Below are 17,498 nucleotides of genomic sequence, written 5' to 3' on the forward strand. Positions count from 1 at the left end.
GCCACGGCTATACTCCTCGAATGGTCAATACTGGCTCGTCCGAGTTCCGAAGAACCCGTTCGGTCACACTTCCGATGATCCGTCGTGAAAGGCTGGACCGTCCGTGTGTTCCCATCACGACGAGGTCGATTCCGTGTTGATCGCAGTAATCTCCGATTGCCTGATGAGGAACACCGTGGGTGATCTCAGCAGCGACTGAAACACCGTCGGCAGTTGCCCGGGACTGGACATCTTCGAGGACAGTCTCTCCGTTTTGCTCCAGTACTTGCTGCAGTTCGTCCCACGTCCATCCCGGACGAGACGCGTAGGCACCTCTATCCACAACGTAGAGGGCATGAAGTGTCGCATCGTACGTCCGAGCCAAATCAAGAGCGTGCGTGACTGCCTCTCGTGCGGGCTTACTCCCGTCAGTCGGGACGAGGATAGTCTCAAAGCCTCCCCGCATTCCGGGTTCTGATAGCGCCTGTTTTGCTTTGACACTGAGCACGGGGATATCGACAGTACGGACGAGTCGGGTCGTTACACTGCCGAGCAGGACTCGGTCGAGACCGGTGTGTCCTCGGGTTCCCATACAGACGAGGTCGATCCCGGTATCGGTGATGTAGGAACGAATTTCACGCGCTGGAATGCCACGGCGAACCTCAGTTACTGCGTCGAGACCATGTTCTGCAGCTCGAGTTTCGATCTGCTTGGTGGCGGCATCGCCAGCCTCATACCACGTGTCTGGGAGTGTCTCCAGGTCGGTTTCCAGCGCAGTCAGTTCCAGCTTTCGCTCGATGGGCGAACTGTCGACGACGTGGAGCGCGTGGACAGTTGCGTCGTATCGGCGAGCGAGCTCAAGTCCGTATTGGATTGCGGGCTCGACGTTATCGCTGCCATCAGTCGGGATGAGGATGTCGGTATACATGGTTGGATGAGTGCGTTGATGTTGCTACGGACTCTCGTCCGTCGGTTTTGGGGGCTTATGGGCTGTCGACTCGATGCGTTCCTTGAAGAAGACGAGCTCCTTGTTGGTGTGGTCGTAGAGCTTGGCCTTCCCGTCAAGAACGGTGGTAAAGAGCCGCTTTAGCAACCGGCCCCGGCGGTTATTCGGGAAGTCCATCCAGACGGCGTGTGACATCCGGGTTCCATCCTCAGTCTCTTCGAGCCGAATCGTACCACCTTCGGGGATTCGAACGGTGACAAGTCCACGAAGGAGTGGATAGTACGCTGTCCCAGTCCAGACCGCCACGTGTGGATGATCGATGTACTGAAATCGGCCGTGCAGATCGGCGTACATCCCAGCGACTTCTTCCGCCTGGTGGAATGTCGCCCCCTCTTGTGGGCGATTATCGGGTGTGTCGTATTCGAGTCCGTAGTGTTCCTCGGGGTTCGATGCCGTCCAGTGGACGGGGTCAGTTACGTAGTCCCAGATCTCCTCGGGCGATGCGTCGATGACGATTTCGGCGTTGTCGGTGACGTACATGGATTGACTCCTCGATTTATTATGCGAAGGCGTTGTACAGCCACGCGAAGGCGTACACGAGGATGAAGCCGATCACCGCGGCTTCGACCATGCCCGCCACGGTTCCGACGACGGTCGGTTCGAAGAACAGGTGCCACTGTTGCATCATCTCGACCGCACCTTCGTAGACGCCGATTGCTCCGAACACACCGAGCAGGAGCATCACGACGGCGGAGAGTACAGCTGCAGCTCCGGCGAGTGCAAGTGTGTCAAGGTGTAACGTACTGTCGGTGGAGTCCATTTCGTACGTATCTTGGTTTGTGGTAGTAGTGCTCATGACTAGAGATACGCTCTACTCCTTCATTCGGGTTCCTGTTACAATTCGAAAGAGAGATTTCTCTTGTTAACATAGAGCAAGAATCTCGTGGAGGGAACCAGCTGTACAACACCCCGATCTGTGTGACTGAGCCGTCGGGAGACCAAGGAGCAACCACCGACTGGAACCAGTGACGTGCAAAAACTCATGAGCGCGAACACAGTCCTCGAACGGTCGACCACAGCTGCTAGCAAGAATTACCTTTGAATGCAAGATTTACTCCGCCTACAGCCCCGGTTTCTTAAGAACAAATAACAAAACAGATGCCTGTGATAGTGTAGATATGCAAGCCGTTCTCGTCGACGGGATTCTCGAGTCCTTACGAATAGGAGTTGGCTTCCTCTGGACCGCTGCGTGGGCGATCATCATGGGGCTCGTCATCACGAGTCTCGTCCAGGTCTACGTCTCGAAAGAGCGAATGGCCAACGTCCTCGGAGAGGGGGACCTGAACGGTCTCACAAAGGCGACGGTGTTCGGCGCCGCGAGTAGTGGCTGTAGCTTCGGCGCGGTCGCCATCGGGAAGGGACTGTTCAAGAAGGGAGCACATGCGGTGAACTTCCTCGCGTTCATGTTTGCGTCGACGAACCTCATCGTCGAACTCGGATTGATGATCCTGATTCTGCTAGGCTGGGAGTTCCTTCTCGCGGAACTGCTCGGCGGGATCATCCTCATCGCCGTGATGGCTGTCATCGTCCACCTCACGCTCCCCGAGAATCTGTTCGAGCAAGTCCGGCAGGAACTGAATCACAGCGACAACGAGCAGGGAATCACCGAGGATCCGACCTGCGGGATGGAAGGCAAAGACGAGTACTCGCTGGTGACCGATGGTGGCGAGACGCTGAAGTTCTGCTCGGAGGGTTGTCTGGAGACCTACCAACAGGAAGCCGCAAGTAGCGGCGGGTGGCGCGACGAACTCCTCTCGTGGGGTGGGTGGTACAAGGTTGGAAATCAGTACCGCAAGGAGTGGTCGATGATCTGGAAGGATATCGTCGCAGGGTTTCTTATATCCGGATTCGTCATCGTTTTCGTTCCCCAGTGGGTCTGGAACACCCTGTTCATCCAGGGCGACGGCCTGCTTGTGACCGCCGAAAACGCGATTATGGGTGTCACCATCGCCGTTCTCAGTTTCGTCGGCAGTATGGGCAACGTCCCCTTCGCGGTCGCGCTGTGGGGCGGTGGTGTCAGCTTCGCCGGGATCATCGCGTTCGTCTACGCCGACCTCATCACGATTCCCGTTCTGAACGTCTACCGGAAGTACTACGGCTGGAAGATCATGCTGTACATCCTCGGCGTCTTCTTCGTGACGATGGCGTTCACCGGTTTCCTCATGGAACTACTATTCGACGCGTTTGGCATCGTCCCCGACTTGGCCGGTGGCGAGACAGCATCGGAACAGACCTACTTCGAGTTGAACTACACCTTCTACCTCAACATCATCGCGTTCGTCCTCTCGGGGGCCCTCCTCTACGTCTATCGCCGGGGATTAGGTGCACCTGGTCAGTATCGCGACCCCGTTTGTGGGATGCGGACCGACGACAGCGGGCCGAGTCTCACCCACGAGAACGAGACGTACTACTTCTGCTCGAATCAGTGCAAGCGAACGTTCGAGAAGCACCCCTCCGAGTTCGCACATCAACATCCGCAGGTCTCTGAAGAAGGTGAATCCCATGACGATCACTAAAAACATATTGGGGAGTGGGACGACCCTGTTCAATCGATTAGGGAGCGGCGAATGCGAGTACCTCGTTGAGGGTGGTGCCGAGCGCGCAGCGCTCAATTTCCTTCTGGGTGGTGTCACGACGATCATTGTGTCCCCGTACAGGCCGACTCAGGCGGGGTAATGGTAACGCCCGTGTCCCGATCCGGATTTCAGTCTTCACAAAGGTCTTGCATCGGGGAATCAAAACTGGTACAGCGCTGGTTCGCTAACGAGAACGTATGACTACGCGACACGCCAAACTGAGGAGTGAGGTATGAATCGGCGGCGAGCCGATGCAGTGGTTGGCCTCCTCGTCGCTGCCGTCGTTATCGTCGGCGGTGCGCTCAGCTGGGATGCGTATCAGCAACAGCAGGCATTCGGAGAGATGGGGTCGATGATGGATATGGGTGCGTCGATGGGAGGGGTTCACGGCACAAATCCGCTCTGGTACGTCCTTGGAACCCTTCTCGTCTCGACTGTCGTCGGTGGAGGGTATCTCATTGTTCGGGACGAGCTCACCAACACAGATGCAAGCGAACGCGCACAAATAACGAATCCAACAGATCCAGAGAGCGCTGATTCATCGGAGAGATCTACCCAATCAGAGGAAGCCATCAATCCAGAGTCTCAGCCGCAGGCTCGTATATTGGATCTCTTACCGGAAGACGAACGCCGGATTCTTGAACCGGTCCTCTCCTCACCCGGTATCACACAGATCGAACTCAGGGATCGCTCGGACTTCTCGAAGAGCAAGGTCAGTCAGACGGTGAGCGCTCTCGAGAAGCGCGGCCTCCTGTACCGCGAGCGCCAAGGGCGAACGTATCGGATTTACCCGAGCGACGACTTACAACAGAAACAGGCGAACTAGCGGACCATTCCTACGAGTCAATCCCCGTCCAAAACGTAGGTATGAGTTCTGGATTCGGAACCAGTACGGCAGGGTGATCTCACCGTCACCGCGAGGCCTATACCCCCAAGCATCCAATACAACGGATATGCGGTCCACAGGCTTCTCCCGTCGCAAACTCCTCCAGCTGACGGGGGCGACCACCCTCGGCTCGCTCGCGGGGTGTGCCGGTCAGCTACCGGGCACCGACGATGGTGAGGGTCGTGAGGTGACACCGCGCTCGACAGTCACGGCCGAACCAGATACATCCGTCAACCTCACCGCGGCGTCCGGGACCATTCGACCAGCACCCGGTACGTCGACGACTAACTGGATGTACGAGGGCGAATTCCCGGGACCAGAGCTACGCGTTCAGGAAGGAGATGTGCTTAGCGTCGAACTGACCAACGACCTTCAAGATGAGACAACAATTCACTGGCACGGGATTCCCGTCCCGAATCCGGTCGATGGGGTGCCGGACGTAACTCAAGACCCGATCGCTTCCAGCGATACGTTCACGTACACGTTCCGTGCCGAACCCGCCGGGACGTATTTTTACCACAGCCACGTCGGACTCCAACTCGACCGGGGATTGCTGGGGCCACTGATCGTCGAAGAGCGTAACCCACACGTCGAGTACGACCGCGAGTACGTCGTGATCGTCGACGATTACCTCCCTGGAGAGCCGGAACTTCCTTCGGACGGGGGGATGGGCGGCGGTGGTGGAATGGGTGGGGGAGGCGGAATGATGGGGGACGTTCGGCCGCCATACGAAGGGCTCCTGATCAACGGTCGACTCCCTGAGAATCCACAGACGTTCGACGTAACGGAGGGTGAGCGGATTCGCTTCCGGTTCGTGAACGCTGCCAGCGCGACGGTCTTCGGTGTCCGGATTGCCGGCCACGAGATGACAGTGACCCACGCCGATGGTCGACCAGTCGAACCCGTCGACGTGGACTCGTTCGTCTTCGGTGCCGGTGAGCGCTACGATGCCGTGGTTGAGGCTACAAATCCGGGCACGTGGGTCGTTCAAGCGGATGCGCTCGATGGAAACGAACCACCAGCTACAGCCGTCGTCGAGTACGAGTCAGCGGGCGGGGGGAGCCCACAGCGTCCGTCGTCGGCCAGTAACCAACTGCAGTACGGAGACTTGCGGGCGATCTCCTCGCTCGAGGGGGTGAGTGGAGATCCGGATCGAACGTTCGATCTGACGCTCTCCCGTGGTAGGGGCCAGTCCTACACGTGGACGATTGACGGGCAGGTCTATCCGGATGCCGATCCACTCCAGATTCGACCCGAAGAACACGTCCGGATTCGAATGACCAATCAGAGCCCGGTCGTTCACCCGATGCACCTTCACGGACACTTCTTCCAGGTCGGCAACGCAGTCAAAGACACCGTCATCGTCCCCGGCCATCGGGGGCAGGTGACACTGGACTTCCACGCGGACAATCCCGGTCGCTGGTTGTTCCACTGTCACAATTTGTACCATCTCGATGCGGGCATGGCGCGTGTCGTGAGATACGTCGAGTAGCTCAGTAGCGAGTTTCGAGTCGAACAAACGCCTCTTTGCTCGCGTACTCGAATTCATGTTCATCGCCTATTACGGGAACTAGAAGACGTCTGCATTTGACACAGGACTCATACTCAAACAGCTGCCACTAGAATTGAACCTCGTCGTATGCTCTTGGTGTAGCGACGAAATGAAGATCGGTGTGTCAACTATGACTGAGAGTGGGGTGTTCAACCCTCGGTACTACTCCTCCCGGGTTCCCGGCCACTGGCGTGCGTCCGCCTGAATCAATCCATGCATGGTTCGGCGTCGCTCTTTCAGCTCTTCGAGTACGTCATCGAACTCCTCATCGGACACCGTCGGGACACCCGCCTTGCGTAGAACGGCGAGGTCGGGCAGCGGTGGATGCTCGTCGGACTGTGTCGCGAACACACTGACCGTGTCGAGGTAGCTCTGAACACTCGACCGTGCGTTTTCGAGAACCGAGTCACTGGGCCTCTTCGCCTCGGGCGTCGCTCGCTGCCAGAGGGTCAAAGCGTCGTCGAGACTGGCGACGCTCAACACGGCGGCGGCCTCGCGGTCGTCGGTGTAGAAGTAGTGTAGGATTGGGTAGGCTTTGTGGTTAGACGTTAGTTCGTTCAGCGCCGTGGTGATACTGTTGAGAGGGAGCGCGACGTCGTCGAACTCATCACCGTTCCAGGTAGTAGTGACGATCGATTCGCCGTCCAGTCCGAGCCCGCTTACGTTCCGCGCGAACGTGCGTTTCTGCGTAACTGCGTCGAGGACGGAGAGGACGTAGGTGATGCTCAGCGTCACCAGCAACATCCCGCTGGCGGTCATCAGTGCAGTCAGGATCTGCCAGAGGCCATCTCGGGGCGCGAAATCACCGTTCCCCATCGTGAACATCGAATATCCCACGAAGTAGAATCGTTCGACCCAGGAGATGGGGCCTGCGTCGATGGTGTCTCTCAGAGCGTTCTCGGCACTGGCGAAGACGAACATCCACCCGCCCCAGAGTAGGGCGATCCACATCCCAAGCCCGAGGGCGAGAATCACCGGGCCGGCGAGCGTCCGAATGCGGGGGCTGTAGGTCCCAAAGCGTCGTAGCAGCTTCCACGTCCTCCGCATCAGGCGTGCAGTAAGGGGTCCCGCACCGCCCTCAACCCAAAGGGTCGTCCATAGGAGATCGATCGCGGCCACGATGAGCAGACTCACGCCCAAGCCAAAGTATAGATAGTTCACTGGTCTGTCGTTCTCTCCGAAGTCGATTCAAACTGAGCAGCGACAGACAGCGAGTTCATCATCGATGGTGGTGACGGCTGAATCATTATTGTACGATAGGCTAGTCGGCGGCCTGTGCCTGTCCGCCGCTCTGTCTCATTTCGGCTGGATTCTTCATGCCTTCCTTGACGCCGAAGTGGACCAAAACGGCGTTGACCGGGAACGCGAAAACGAACCCAACAGATAGCGAGAACGCGAGTGCACCCCAGAACAGCAGATCGGAGATGTGGGCCTGACTGGCGATCAGCAGATCCGTTCCGATAGCAGCGATCTCCATGATGGTGATGCTTGGCGTCTCGCTATAGAGGGCGTCGAGCATGGCCTCGCCGAAACCGACGCCCTCCTGCATCAGCGGGCCGACTGTCAGGGCGTAGCCGAACAGGTACGCGAGCGCGAACGTTCCTGCAGCGACGAGGACCGTACTCTGGAGTGCGAGCAGGCCTGCGAGGAGCGCGAACCCGAGAACTTCACCGGCCCCACAGCCCGAATAGCAGTGAGCGGTCGAGCGGAAGCCACGCCGCCACAGCGAGTCGTTGCTGATCTGGCTGCGGCCAGAGTACCAGTAGATGGCCAGGCCGAACGGCCCGGAGTAGAGGACGACCAGCGTCCAGACGCCTTTCATCAGCGATGGCAGCGCCTGATTCCGCTCGCGGATGTCCCACCAGAGGGTGACGACGGACGCGAGGACGAACAGCGCCCAGACACCCATCACGAGCGGGTCCGACAGAATCGGTTTCATGATGTGGCGAACCGGTGCGAGCGCGTGTTCGATCTGTGTGAGAAGTCCTTGGAGTGGCATAGTCTACGGAATAGCTGAACTAATTCGAGGCTATGCGGTATCGTCTGCTGCTCGACGGTCGCTACACGACCTAGTTGGGGAGGGAAACTTTCTGCAGTTGTGGTTAACATTCCAAAGTGGGTTGGATCACCGATCTCGGCTCTCATCGGTTGCAGCAGTTCCGGGCGTGCTAACCCACTCCTCGGACGAATTCGGTGGAGATGAACGATTCTATTCTCAGGAAACGATTAGAACGCTCTATACACGTTCTCGAACGTTCTCCTGAGTGGATTTACACCCACGTCGATAACTCCCGAGCAGTTCTACGAGTAACCGAGGAGAAAGACAATGACCAACTTCACACTCGGCCGCTGGCTGCTCGTGGCGCTCGCGATCGTTGGACTCGCGTTCGCCGCCCCCGTGGTCAGCGCACACGGCACCGACACGGCTGCTGACGACGCGCCCACTGACAACGCTACCGCTGATGACTGGGCGGCCTGGATGGAGGCGCAGATGACCGAGCACATGGGCCCTGGTAGCGTCGAGTGGATGGAATCGCACATGGGTGTGACCGTCGACGAGATGGCCCAGGACATGGCTAACGACGACTACAACGGCGGGATGTACGGACAGGGCCACTGCTGATAGGCCCTGACCGTTTCGATCGCTTCGACCGAATACCGAAACTCACCACCAATTCACAATCATGACGCAATTCACCACTCACCTCGGACGCACTGCTCGTCGACTCGCGCTACTCGCCGTCCCACTGCTGGTCGCAGCGACTGGAACCGCTGCTGCCCACGGTAGTGGGAGCTACGGCGGCGGCATGATGGGCGGCGGCTGGGGCGGTATGGGCGGACTCGGCGGCTTCGGGATGCTCGGCGGCGGGATGTTCCTCTGGCCGTTGCTCCTGATCGGACTCGTCCTGCTCTTCGTGTACGGGACTAACCGCGAGGAACCGTCCTCTGGGCCGGATACTGCACTCGCTGAACTCCGCGAGCGCTACGCGCGGGGTGAACTCTCGGACGAGGAGTTCGAGGCTCGGCGAGCCTCGCTCACACAGTGAGTATTGACTCCCTCCACGTATCCTCCCATGTCTTCCACTCGCATTCGTATCGTCGGCTTGCACCTTCGGGGGTGCTACAGCGACCACGAGAGAGTAGACCTGAACGACGGGACGATTTGCTGGGTCAGCAAACGGACTCGGCCGGTTATGCCTCGTGCAATCGTCCATAGTATTGTGGAGAGAAGGAACGGACACACAAAATGTAGAATGAGCACCGGAGCTAACCTGACGACAAGGTCTCTCCAACTCCGTCGGGGACGACTCAAGCGATCTGAACAAAACTCGACGCGCGTCGATTCCAGTCACGGACTGACTCGAAACGCGCGTCACGACAAAACCGACCACCACCACAATGAACGACTCGCAACACAGAGCCCGAATCGACTCACGAGAACAACGCAGACAGGCTGCCGAACGCCGACGACTCCATGCATTCACCGCACCGGAGGCGTGGGGCGGAGCCGGACTGTCGGAAGCCCAGCGGCTAATCACGACCTTGGAAACCCAACACACGGAGTAAATCCATGACGTACACCATCACCACGACGATCGACGCACCGTTCGACGACGCTGTCGCTGCAGTCATGACCGCACTACAGGACGAAGGCTTCGGCATCCTCTGTGACATCGACGTCAAAACAACCCTGAAGGAGAAACTCGATGTCGACGTAGACCAATACCGGATTCTCGGTGCTTGCAATCCACCGCTCGCCCACGAAGGGCTCGTCGAAGAGCCAGACCTGGGTGCTCTCCTCCCGTGCAACGTCGTCGTCTACGAGACGGATGCCGGTGACGTCGTCGTGAGCGCCGTCGACCCACAGCAACTCGTCGCCATCACGGAGAACTCGGAGTTGGACGGGATCGCGACCGAGGTTCACGAACGCTTCGAGAGAGTGCTCGCAGTTGTAACCGACCAGCTTACCACGGAAAGTGAACTCCAATGACGACAACGAATCGAACCAGCACAGCGACGATCGTCCTCCTCGTACTCGGAGCGCTCGTCGTCCTTCCGCTCCTCACGATGGGCGGAGGGATGATGGGATTCGGCGGCTTCGGAATGCTCGGCGGCGGAATGTTCCTCTGGCCGCTCCTCCTGATTGGACTCGTCCTGCTCCTCGTATACGGCGTGGGTAATCGAGACCGGAGCGACGACACCGGCCAAGCCCAGGCAATCGAAACGCTTCGCGAGCGCTACGCTCGCGGAGAACTGACTGAGGACGAATACGACGACCGTCGACGAACGCTTCACAACGAACAACAGGGTTCGTAGGTCCATCAAAAGACCGTGCCGACGACCACCCGAAGACTCCGACGACCCGTCGAACCCGATGCTGCTGAACAGCCACGGTTAGAGGTGACCGGCAGATCAGCTCCGAATAACACCCAGACACGACCGTGACTTTCACACCATCGACCGACGCGCCGAAAGCAGCCAGTAAGAGCGCACAGGCGACGACGCGTCCGCGACTCCCGGCGAACAACTGGCGAGCCATCATCTGTCAGGGGCTCGCCCTCTGGGTCGTCGTCTTCGCTGGATTTCTGGGCCTTCCGCCGAGGCATCCGCTTCAGTTCGGGGTCGCGATCGCCACGATCTACGTGGTTCCGTTAGTTCCGATTAGTCTCTACCTGGACGTGCGTCAGGCCCACCGCACGAGTGGGTGTCAGCTCACCGTCAGGACGTATGCGAGGAATCTGGCGTGCGATTTCGCCAACTGTGTCCGGCGGGACGGCTCGCTCGGCGACGCCCGACGGGATTTGGCCGCGTGTGGTTCAGAGGGTCGCGATGCGTCCGACACACCGTATCCAGAGCCTGCTCTGGCCGGTGATTTCGCACGCAGTGACGGCAATCTCACCGCCGTCCAGGGGCGTCAGTTGTCCGCCGATCAGGTGGGAGGGAGTAGCAGCCCCTTCAATCGATGGGGGGCAAGTGTTGAGCGTAGACTTTCGAAAATGAACAGAAATTCCAATAAAACACAAGACCGTAGATTCAACTGTAGAAGGAGTACCAACTCGCACCCAACAAACCACATATTGCACTCATGACAAGCCTACTCGAAGCAGTACGGACGATCGGAGAACAGTTTTCGACCTCGGAATCCGGAGGATTCCTCGGTAGAAGTGGCCACGCCGCCCCACGCGCAATGCACGGCGGTCGTGGGAGGGGGCTTCGAGGACTCTTCGGCGGTGGAATGATGGGTCACGGCCATGGTCGGCATGGAGGTCGATCTGGCTGTTCGTCGCACCACTCGTCGCACGAATCTACCCCCTCGACGGAGTCTTCAGAGGCGGGATCGAGCGAAGAGCCCGCCGGTTCCGACCGCGCACTCGCGATACTCCGCGAACGGTACGCACGCGGTGAAATCGACGAAGAGGAGTTCGAGACGCGGCGAAACACGTTGAGAGAGATAAAATAAGAACCGGTCGGAAAACACAGCAACACAATCCAACAGATTCACACATGACTCGTAATTACACCAGACGGAACTGGCTGAAGACCCTCGGTATCGCAGGGAGCGTAACCGCCGGAGTTTCATTAGCCGGATGTTCGACCCAGGCACAGAACGGAGGAGAGGTCTACGTAACCAACCAAGGAAGTAACACCGTATCGGTAGTAGATTCAGCCGCGATGGAGGTCCAGACGACCATCGATGTCGAGGAACGGCCACATTTCGTTGCCTTTTCTCCCGATGGCTCGCGAGCGTACGTCGTCAATAACGGTGCGGACATCATCACAGTGATTGACACGGCCGCGCGTCAAGTGATGAGTACCATCGATGTGGGACCAAATCCGCTCCACACAGCGATCAGCCCCGAGGGCAACTACGCGTACACTGCAACTGGGGGTACCAAAGAGGTACGGCGTATCGATCTCCAAAAAGAGATGGTAGACCAAAAGATTCCAGTTGGAACGATCGCCCACGTACCGGCGTTCAGTCCGGACGGAAGCCAACTCTACATCGGTGGTGGTGAGAGCCAGAAGACGATTGTCATCGACACTGAAGCGGGGCAGATACTCACGGAAGTTCAAATCGGTCCGGTAACACACGTGGCGGAACCATCTCCGGATGGGTCGATAATCTACGCCTCCAGCCGCGGCAAGGACCAGGTCACCGTTATCGAGGCCGCTTCATTAAAAGTGAGCGATGTGATTGATATCGGCAGCGGGACGCACGGAATCGCGTTTCACCCCGACGGGCAATACGCGTACGCGACCAGCGAGTCGGCAAACATCGTGTCGGTGATAGACACCGCTACGAAGCAAGTGGAGGAGAAAATAGGCGTAGGAGAGACACCGCACATTGTAAAAGTGAGACCGGACGGACGTTACGCCTACGTGACCAATATCGGCTCCGGCAGCATCTCCGTGATCGACTTGGAGAAGCAGCAGCTGGAGACCGACGTGGAAGTCGGTTCAATGCCCACTGGCGTTGCAGTGCGCCCGTAAGGTCAATACTACAACTACAGAAGAATGACCACAGACGATTCACCATCACACCCGCTGTTTGCGGCCGTGTACGACCCGGTGACGAAACATGCCGAGGAGACACTTCTCCGGGAGCACCGCGAATATCTTACCAGGGATCTGAACGGAGCCGTACTCGATCTCGGGACAGGGACCGGTGCGATGTTCCCGTACTTCGAAGCGGCAACCGAGCACGATCCATCGCTCGTCTTCCACGCGATCGAACCAGATCCACACATGCGACGGCGGGCGGTACAGAAAGCGAATGATCTCGACCTCGACATCGAGATTCGCCCCGAGGGGGCGCAATCGCTTCCGTACGCCGACGATTCGTTCGAGGTCGTCATCGCGTCGCTCGTCTTCTGTACGATTCCCGACATCGACGCGGCACTCGACGAGGTCGCCCGGGTACTCAAACCAGGTGGCGAGTTCCGATTTCTCGAACACGTCCACGCTGACGGGTGGCTCGCGCACGTCCAAGACGCCGCAAATCCCGTCTGGCGGCGCGGCGCAGCCGGCTGTCATCTCAACCGCGACACGGCAGCCACCTTCAGAACCGACGATCGCTTCGAGGTGGCAGAGCTCGATGAGTTGGAAATCGGCATCCCGCCGGTAAAGCCGTTCGTTCGCGGAACGCTCGTCGCTCTCGACGAGCACCGGAATCCGTGGGAACGTGTCTTCGACCGCATTCCATCGCGGCTCGAGACACTGCTCACCCCGGAGCGGTGACCGTCCCTTCGAATCGAAGATCTCGTCGGGTCACGGGCTATGATATTGAATAATAAGTTCAATAACTACCAAGACCATATAGACACCTGTGACCGAAGTTATCCTCTTCACCCAGGAGACGTGTGGAGCGTGCGCCACGCAGCGACAGAAGAACGAGGGAATCGAAGACGAATTCTCCGACGTCGAGTTTCGCGAGGTCGACATCCAGCGGGATCTGGAGATCGCCGAGGAGTACGGCGTCCGCAAGACACCTACGATACTCATCCACGCGGACGGCGTGCGGGTCGACGAATTCATCGGCATCGTCGAGCGTGACGAGCTAGAAGCGGCGATCCAGGAAGCGAAAACCCACCGATCTGGGTTCGCACAACGGCTCGTCGATCTCGTTCGTGGATGACCACTCACAGAAGACAAAGCACACTGACCACTGATAATGAATGAAACCAGGTCCACTCCGAATAGTATTGTACGATTCGAACAAATAAACGTGCGATCGATCCGTCGTACCGCCAGAAACCACAGCCCATGACACGCTCCACTATCGACCCCGCTCTCACCTACCTCCGTGACCATCAGGACGACGTCGTTGACCTGGCGAGTACGCTCGTCGGATTCGACACGCAGAACCCACCGGGCGACACCCGTGAGACCGTGACGTGGGTCGAGTCGTTCTTCGCCGACCTCGACATCGAAACCGAACGAGTCGTCTCCGACCCAAAAAAGCCGAACCTCGTGGCGACCCTTCCGGGCTCGTCCGATCGAAGGCTCCTCTATCAGGGACACCTCGACACCGTACCATTCGACCCTGACGAGTGGACGTTCGATCCACTCGGCGAACGCGACGGTGACCTGATCTACGGCCGCGGCACAACCGACATGAAAGGTGCTGTCGCGGCGATGCTGACCGTGGCACAGGCGTACGCCGAAACCGACACAGAGCCACCGATGACCATCGACTTTGTGCTGGTGAGCGACGAAGAAGTCGCCGGCGATGCGGGGTTGCCGACACTCCTCGAGACGTGGGACGTCTCCGCCGACGCGTGCGTCATCGGCGAGACGACCTGCGAGCAGGGCCGACACTCGACGACAGTTGCTGATCGGGGGAGCATCTGGCTCACCCTCGCCGCGACGGGGCAGTCCGCCCACGGATCACGCCCGATGCTCGGGACGAACGCGATTCGATGTCTGTGCGACGCCGTCGACGACGTCGAATCGACGCTCTCCGAGACGACGTTTGATCTCGACCCCGTCGTCAAGGCGGTCGTCGACGAATCGGTAGAGTACTACGAACCACGGTTCGGTGAACGAACCGCACGGGATCTGTTCGAGCGACCGTCGGTGAACCTCGGCGTCGTCCGTGGCGGTGACCGCGTGAACGTCGTTCCGGGGGCCGCCGAAGCCCATCTCGACGTTCGGCTCACCGCTGGCGTCCATACGCCAGACGTACTCGACACCATCCGCGACATTGTGGCCGGTCACGACTGCGTCGAAATCACCGACGCGAACTGGTCCATCGGGACGTACGAGCATCCCGACGGGCCGCTGGCGAACGCCGTCGTCGCCGTGGCCAGCGACGTCACGGGAGACCGGGTCTACCGTCGCAGTGCGACCGGGGGTGGCGACGCGAAGAAGATGCGAAACGCCGGCGTCCCGACCGTCGAGTTCGGCCTCGGGACCGACACGGCCCACGCCGTCGACGAGTTCACGACGAGAGACGCGCTCGTCGGAAACGCCGAGGTGTACGCGCGCCTTCCGGCCGAACTCCTGAACCACCTCAACACCGGCTCGGAACGAGTCGACGCCACAACTAGTAGGATGGGAGACACCCATCTCCCGAAGCAGACCACGCAAACGGGTGACCAACAGTGACACCCGCCGAACTGCGTGCGTCGATCCCCGCACTCGACGGGGTGACCTACCTGAACACGGGTGCGCACGGGCCCAGCCCCAAGACAGTCGTCGAGCGAGTCGAGCGGTCTCTCGAATATCACGAGTACGAGTCTCCCGCCGACGAAGGACCGTATTCGACGGCGTTCGCAACCTACGAGGACGTTCGAACGGACGTCGCTGACTTTCTCGGCGCGGACGCGAGCGAGATTGCGCTAACACAAAGCACCACGGACGGCATCACCCGAATCGCCACCACCCTCGACTGGTCGCCGGGGGACGTCGTCGTCAGAACCGACCTCGAACACCCCGCAGGCATCCTCCCGTGGCGACGGCTCGAACGCGAGGGCGTCGAAGTACGCGTCGTCGAGAGCGAGGATGGCCACCTCGACCGGGATCAGTACACCGAAGCAGTCGAAGGAGCGTCGCTCGTCTGTTTCAGCGCCGTAACGTGGAACTACGGGACGCGCCTCCCGGTCAGCGAACTCGTCGACGTCGCACGTGACGCGGGAGCACTCACACTCGTCGACGCGGTACAGGCCATCGGGCAGTTCTCCGTGGACATCCGCGAGTGGGGGGCAGACGTGGTCGCCGGGGCCGGACACAAGTGGCTCCTCGGACCGTGGGGCGCGGGATTCCTCTACGTCCGCCGAGCGCTCGCCGACCAACTCGAACCACGGGCGGTCGGCTATCGCGGCGTGACGGAGCCGACGAGTGAGACGACGGAGTTCAAGCCGGGTGCACCTCGATTCGAGATCGGGACGACGAATCCGGCGGTACACGTCGGCCTCCGCGAGGCCATCGACCTCGTCGACCGCGTCGGACTGGATCGAACCGAGGACTACATCACGTCGCTCGCGGGACGATTCGTCGATGCGGTCCCTGACGATAGGCTGGTGAGTCCGCGCGATCCCGATTCCGGCCTCGTCACGGTCGACGTGAACGACCCCGAGACGACAGTCGAACGACTCGCCAACGAGGGCATCGTCGTTCGGGCACTTCCCGAACCGAACGCGGTACGAGCGTCGTTCCACACCTTTAACGACGAATCGGACGTCGACACGCTTCTCGACGAACTCGGCGAGGAGTGGTAGTCAGCGTATCCGGCGACCACGTAACGATGAAACACGCCACAGAAACCGACTCATGAACCCAACTAGAAGACAGTTCCTGCGACTGCTCGGTACTGGTGCCGTCGCAAGCGCGGGACTTACCGGAACGGCAGCCGCACAGGAGACACCCGTCGTGAAGATGGGCAACAACTACTTCGATCCGATCGGACTCCACGTCGACCCCGGTATGACGGTTCGCTTCGAGCTAGCGGCCGGAGCCCACTCGGCGACCGCCTACTCGGAGCGGATTCCGGCCGACGCTGACACGTTCGACAGCGGGACTATCTCCCGAGGGAGCTTCGATCATACCTTCGAGACACCGGGAACCTACGATTATTACTGCATTCCGCACCGCTCGGTGGGGATGGTCGGCCGCATCGTCGTCGGCAACCCCGGCGGGCCAGCCGAAGACAGTCAGATTCCGGACGGCGACGTGCCCGCGAGTCGGACAATCGTCGAGCAGAGCACCGTTCCGTACGGCTCCTCGTCGGGGACAGGGAGTAGTCGAACTGACGACGGAATGATGGGATCTGGCGGGATGGGCGGCGGAATGGGTGGTGGGATGGGCGGTTCCAACACTGGTGTAGACGGCGGGTCACTCGTGGGGGTGTTCGGCGGGCTGGTCGCCATGCTCGGCGTCGCTGGTGGAGCCGTCTACTGGCTGATGCGTCGGGGAGACGCTGAAACGTCTACCGACGCTGATTCGGCCATGGACGCACTCCGGGGGCGCTACGCACGGGGCGAAATCGACGACGAAGAGTTCCACGAACGTCGCGCCCGGCTCGAAGAGGGTGACAGCCACTTCGAAGAGTAAGCCAACTGCAGGTTCGTCGACGAAGGTCTTCGAATCGCGCGGTGTCAAATCGGTGCGGGTGAGGGTACTCGGCTAGCGGTATCGACTCACCGATGGACGGAGAGGTCTACGAGAGACGGGCACGCCGAGTTTCGAATTCTTCCTCGGAGAGTTCGCCGCGTGCGTACCGTTCCCGAAGGAGTTCGAGCGCACGGTCCGAGCCGTTCTCGCGGGACTGACCTTGCGTCGTCACCCAGTAGACGAGAGCGACCGGGAGACCGATGAGGAGAACCATCCAGACGAGGCCGAACAGCAGCATACCACTTCCCCAGACGCCCCATCCCCAGCCATCCATATGGCCGTCATCCCACATGTGATCCCATCCCCAATCAGACTCGCCATCGGCTGCGTGTGCAGCCACGCTTCCAGTGGCAGTCGACAGTACGAGAGTTGCGATGACGAGGATCG

At 59.7% G+C, this 17,498-nt stretch carries 20 protein-coding genes; 14 read left to right on the top strand and 6 right to left on the bottom strand.

The window, feature by feature from the left end:
- Nucleotides 1–7: 7 nt before the first annotated feature.
- Genes B4V06_RS03150 through B4V06_RS03160 form a run of 3 tightly spaced genes read right to left on the bottom strand, consistent with a single transcriptional unit; the run spans nt 8 to nt 1,781 of the window.
- Nucleotides 8–907 (bottom strand): universal stress protein, encoded by a 900-nt coding sequence (locus tag B4V06_RS03150; RefSeq protein ID WP_115819529.1) that lies wholly within the window; start codon nt 905–907, stop codon nt 8–10.
- 24 nt (nt 908–931) lie between these two features.
- A complete protein-coding gene (locus tag B4V06_RS03155) occupies nt 932–1,465 on the bottom strand; it encodes an SRPBCC family protein (protein WP_310926152.1) in 534 nt (177 codons plus the stop codon).
- Nucleotides 1,466–1,484: 19 nt separating this feature from the next.
- Nucleotides 1,485–1,781, bottom strand: a complete 297-nt coding sequence (locus B4V06_RS03160) for a hypothetical protein (protein WP_310926151.1) — start codon at nt 1,779–1,781, stop codon at nt 1,485–1,487.
- Between the two features lie 322 nt (nt 1,782–2,103).
- On the opposite strand from B4V06_RS03160, the gene B4V06_RS03165 reads away from it, so the two are divergent.
- From B4V06_RS03165 to B4V06_RS03175, 3 genes are all read left to right on the top strand, one after another.
- Nucleotides 2,104–3,501: a permease gene (locus B4V06_RS03165; protein ID WP_310926150.1), complete on the top strand. Its 1,398-nt coding sequence runs from the start codon at nt 2,104–2,106 to the stop codon at nt 3,499–3,501.
- A 292-nt stretch (nt 3,502–3,793) separates the two neighbouring features.
- Nucleotides 3,794–4,387 (top strand): helix-turn-helix transcriptional regulator, encoded by a 594-nt coding sequence (locus tag B4V06_RS03170; RefSeq protein ID WP_498167392.1) that lies wholly within the window; start codon nt 3,794–3,796, stop codon nt 4,385–4,387.
- Between the two features lie 127 nt (nt 4,388–4,514).
- Nucleotides 4,515–5,939: a multicopper oxidase family protein gene (locus B4V06_RS03175; protein WP_498167395.1), complete on the top strand. Its 1,425-nt coding sequence runs from the start codon at nt 4,515–4,517 to the stop codon at nt 5,937–5,939.
- A 222-nt stretch (nt 5,940–6,161) separates the two neighbouring features.
- Here the strand turns inward: B4V06_RS03175 and B4V06_RS03180 are convergent, their stop codons facing one another.
- Together B4V06_RS03180 and B4V06_RS03185 are read right to left on the bottom strand one after the other, a co-directional pair.
- The gene (locus tag B4V06_RS03180; protein ID WP_498167397.1) at nt 6,162–7,133 is read right to left on the bottom strand and encodes an ion channel; all 972 of its coding nucleotides are present in this window, start codon (nt 7,131–7,133) and stop codon (nt 6,162–6,164) included.
- Between the two features lie 127 nt (nt 7,134–7,260).
- Complete coding sequence (locus B4V06_RS03185; RefSeq protein WP_142980806.1) at nt 7,261–7,998, bottom strand: DUF4396 domain-containing protein; 738 nt, start codon at nt 7,996–7,998, stop codon at nt 7,261–7,263.
- Nucleotides 7,999–8,325: 327 nt separating this feature from the next.
- On the opposite strand from B4V06_RS03185, the gene B4V06_RS03190 reads away from it, so the two are divergent.
- The 11 genes from B4V06_RS03190 to B4V06_RS03240 all read left to right on the top strand — a co-directional run bounded on the left by B4V06_RS03190 (nt 8,326) and on the right by B4V06_RS03240 (nt 17,051).
- Nucleotides 8,326–8,622, top strand: a complete 297-nt coding sequence (locus B4V06_RS03190) for a hypothetical protein (RefSeq protein ID WP_498167400.1) — start codon at nt 8,326–8,328, stop codon at nt 8,620–8,622.
- Between the two features lie 61 nt (nt 8,623–8,683).
- Nucleotides 8,684–9,046, top strand: coding sequence for an SHOCT domain-containing protein (locus tag B4V06_RS03195; RefSeq protein WP_312621683.1), 363 nt, complete (start codon nt 8,684–8,686; stop codon nt 9,044–9,046).
- A 524-nt stretch (nt 9,047–9,570) separates the two neighbouring features.
- A complete protein-coding gene (locus B4V06_RS03200) occupies nt 9,571–9,990 on the top strand; it encodes a DUF302 domain-containing protein (protein WP_312621682.1) in 420 nt (139 codons plus the stop codon).
- Nucleotides 9,987–10,316: an SHOCT domain-containing protein gene (locus B4V06_RS03205; RefSeq protein ID WP_312621681.1), complete on the top strand. Its 330-nt coding sequence runs from the start codon at nt 9,987–9,989 to the stop codon at nt 10,314–10,316. Before B4V06_RS03200 ends, B4V06_RS03205 begins: the two co-directional genes overlap by 4 nt.
- A 922-nt stretch (nt 10,317–11,238) precedes the next feature.
- The gene (locus B4V06_RS03210) at nt 11,239–11,460 is read left to right on the top strand and encodes an SHOCT domain-containing protein (RefSeq protein WP_498167404.1); all 222 of its coding nucleotides are present in this window, start codon (nt 11,239–11,241) and stop codon (nt 11,458–11,460) included.
- 44 nt (nt 11,461–11,504) lie between these two features.
- Nucleotides 11,505–12,491, top strand: a complete 987-nt coding sequence (locus tag B4V06_RS03215) for a beta-propeller fold lactonase family protein (protein WP_312621677.1) — start codon at nt 11,505–11,507, stop codon at nt 12,489–12,491.
- A gap of 24 nt (nt 12,492–12,515) precedes the next feature.
- Nucleotides 12,516–13,238 carry a class I SAM-dependent methyltransferase gene (locus B4V06_RS03220; protein WP_312621675.1) on the top strand — a complete coding sequence of 241 codons (723 nt, stop codon included), beginning with the start codon at nt 12,516–12,518 and terminating at the stop codon, nt 13,236–13,238.
- Nucleotides 13,239–13,326: 88 nt separating this feature from the next.
- The gene (locus B4V06_RS03225; protein ID WP_312621674.1) at nt 13,327–13,635 is read left to right on the top strand and encodes a thioredoxin family protein; all 309 of its coding nucleotides are present in this window, start codon (nt 13,327–13,329) and stop codon (nt 13,633–13,635) included.
- A 128-nt stretch (nt 13,636–13,763) separates the two neighbouring features.
- Complete coding sequence (locus B4V06_RS03230; RefSeq protein ID WP_312621673.1) at nt 13,764–15,107, top strand: M20 family metallopeptidase; 1,344 nt, start codon at nt 13,764–13,766, stop codon at nt 15,105–15,107.
- Entirely contained in the window at nt 15,104–16,219 is a 1,116-nt protein-coding gene (locus B4V06_RS03235) for an aminotransferase class V-fold PLP-dependent enzyme (RefSeq protein ID WP_312621671.1), read from the top strand. The genes B4V06_RS03230 and B4V06_RS03235 overlap by 4 nt, the downstream gene beginning before the upstream one ends.
- Nucleotides 16,220–16,271: 52 nt before the next feature.
- Entirely contained in the window at nt 16,272–17,051 is a 780-nt protein-coding gene (locus B4V06_RS03240; RefSeq protein ID WP_312621670.1) for a plastocyanin/azurin family copper-binding protein, read from the top strand.
- Nucleotides 17,052–17,157: 106 nt separating this feature from the next.
- Here the strand turns inward: B4V06_RS03240 and B4V06_RS03245 are convergent, their stop codons facing one another.
- Nucleotides 17,158–17,403 carry an SHOCT domain-containing protein gene (locus B4V06_RS03245; protein ID WP_498167409.1) on the bottom strand — a complete coding sequence of 82 codons (246 nt, stop codon included), beginning with the start codon at nt 17,401–17,403 and terminating at the stop codon, nt 17,158–17,160.
- Between the last annotated feature and the right edge of the window lie 95 nt (nt 17,404–17,498).

It is taken from the genome of Halorubrum sp. B53 (assembly GCF_059752395.1).